This is a genomic window from uncultured Chitinophaga sp. (assembly GCF_937874145.1).
In the GTDB taxonomy this organism is placed as follows: domain Bacteria; phylum Bacteroidota; class Bacteroidia; order Chitinophagales; family Chitinophagaceae; genus Chitinophaga.
Genome location: NZ_CALNBI010000027.1, coordinates 1 through 2,081 on the forward strand (window position 1 = coordinate 1; position 2,081 = coordinate 2,081).

Sequence of the window (2,081 nt, forward strand, 5' to 3'; positions counted from 1 at the left end):
TGAGGTCGTACATCACGCAGATGGCCCTGCTGTGTTTCTTCGCGGCTTTCAGTGCGTTTTCCAGCACTTTGTTGAAATGGCGCTTGCCTTTCGGATTGGATTCCTTTACTTCCACCACGAAGCGTTGCATAAACACGCCATCAATGCCGTAATCCTTCATCCATTTGAAGTGCAGGTCAACGGTGGATTCATCGTACGGGCTGTACATATACACATCCGAACCATCAGCGTATTTAAAGTCTGTCTTATATTTCTGCGTGTACTCAGACATATCCGGATAGAAATCCACCGCGGAGCACCCCGGTTTGAACCCACCGCAATGCCCCATGCCGAGGTGATACCAGCCGCGGTCGGAACCGTCGCCCTGCGCGGCGAACCATCCCTGGTAGCCGGCCATAACGAGGTTATCATAAGCCGTGTAAAGGCAGCCGGTTTCGTCGTATACGATTTCCTTGACAGGCGGCGTGGGCGGAGGCGGCTCCTGGCCGTTGCTGCCGCTTTTTTTTGCACAGCTCAGCGCGATGACGGCTAATGCGGAAAAGAAAAAACTCTTCATAATCGTTCAGAAGCATGGATGCCTGCGGAGACGGATGCATCCCCGCAGGCAAAGGTTTACAAATCGAAAGAAACGGCTTTCGCATAATTTGGTTTGGATTCCACCGCGTCGATGAGCGCGCCGATGCGGAAGAAATAGGTGCGTCCGGGCTTGAGGATATCGCGGACGTTGGGCGCGTTCAGGTCGATGGTGAGGCTATACGTGGTGGCGGGGTCCGTCACGGCGTTGATGTCCTGCTCGGCGGCGGTAAGCCGGAGCGTTTCCCCTACCCTGAAATCGCTATGCGCATACAACCCGATCTTGCGGACGTTGTTGGTCACCTGCTGCTGCAATTTGAACGTGGCGGTCACCAGGTTGCCGGTGCGCGTGATCGCAGGACTGATGATGCGGATGTAAGGCGTAACGTTGAAATCCAGCTGGGTACGGCCTGCTATCCGTACATCCTGCGGCTCCACGGGTATGAAGTTCCCTCTTACGGGCGCCACGGTATAACTGGCTTCAAACAGGAGTGAGTTTTCGTAGGAGCCGTCTGTTTTGAAAATGAGCCATTGCGGCTGCACATTGTCCCAGCCGTGTTCTTTCAGTTCCACGACCGATCCGCGGATGACGTCCTGTTCCAGGAGCTCCTTGGTGCCGGCGTCGTAGATGCTGCCGTAGAGCGCGGCGTCCGGGGCTTCGTAGTTGTCTTTCTCGCAAGCTGCCATCCCCGTGAGCAGCAAGCCTAATCCTACTATAAATGCGGTTCTTTTCATAATCGTGATGTTTTAAGGGATCAATACTGCGGGTTATTTACCAGTCCATTGCCGGCGATGCCGGGGATGTAACGGTAATACGAGCGTTCGGAGAAAGTTTTCGGGTTGCTGTTGGGCACTACCACACGCACGAAAATATATTTGGTGGCGGGCAGCGCGCGGAGATCCTGCAGGGGCAGGATGGAATGCAGCAGCCGGTTGTTGAACTCGGTATGGAATTCGCGGCGGCGGATGAGGTCCCAGAAGCGCTTGTTCTCAAAAGCCAGCTCTACCCTCCTCTCCCTTTGCACATTGGCCACAGTCAGGGGGATAGCAGTGGTGTGCCCTGCCCTCCGGCGGATATCGTTCAGCGCCTTGGCGGCTTCGGCGGCATTACCGGTCCCGCTTTCCACCACGGCTTCCGCATAGTTGAGCAGCACCTCGGCATAACGGAACTCGATATAATCGGTCGTGCTCTGGTTCCAGCCGGCCATGACGGGTGCGGCGTGGTTCATGAACTTCTTGAAGGAAAAGCCCGTACGCGTATTATTCCCGCCATAGGAATCGAAACCGGAATACTGCGAGGTGTTGGCCGCGCCGTATGTGTAATAAGTGGTCCCGTTGATGGTGGTTTCCGCTTTGGTGCGTACCACGGCCTGCCCGTTCGGCAGTACGTACCCGGCCTGGATGATGATGGGCGTACCTTTCCAGGGCGTGCCGGGAAGGATGGCCGTACCCCAGAGGCGCGCGTCTTTTCCCTTGAAGATATCGTTCGGAGAATCGTATTGGATGTA

General features: G+C 55.8%; 2 protein-coding genes and 1 pseudogene. All 3 read right to left on the minus strand.

Annotated features, from left to right (window positions below):
• A pseudogene (locus tag Q0510_RS01165) lies at nt 1–556 on the minus strand (hypothetical protein); the annotation flags it as partial.
• A 56-nt stretch (nt 557–612) separates the two neighbouring features.
• Nucleotides 613–1,308 (minus strand): DUF3823 domain-containing protein, encoded by a 696-nt coding sequence (locus Q0510_RS01170; protein ID WP_298707468.1) that lies wholly within the window; start codon nt 1,306–1,308, stop codon nt 613–615.
• A gap of 20 nt (nt 1,309–1,328) precedes the next feature.
• A partial coding sequence (locus Q0510_RS01175; protein ID WP_298707470.1) for a RagB/SusD family nutrient uptake outer membrane protein occupies nt 1,329–2,081 on the minus strand: 753 nt, incomplete at its 5' end.

Excerpts from the sequence above, each read along its gene's own strand:
- Q0510_RS01170 (WP_298707468.1), bottom strand. The coding sequence starts at position 1,308 with ATGAAAAGAACCGCATTTATAGTAGGATTAGGCTTGCTGCTCACGGGG.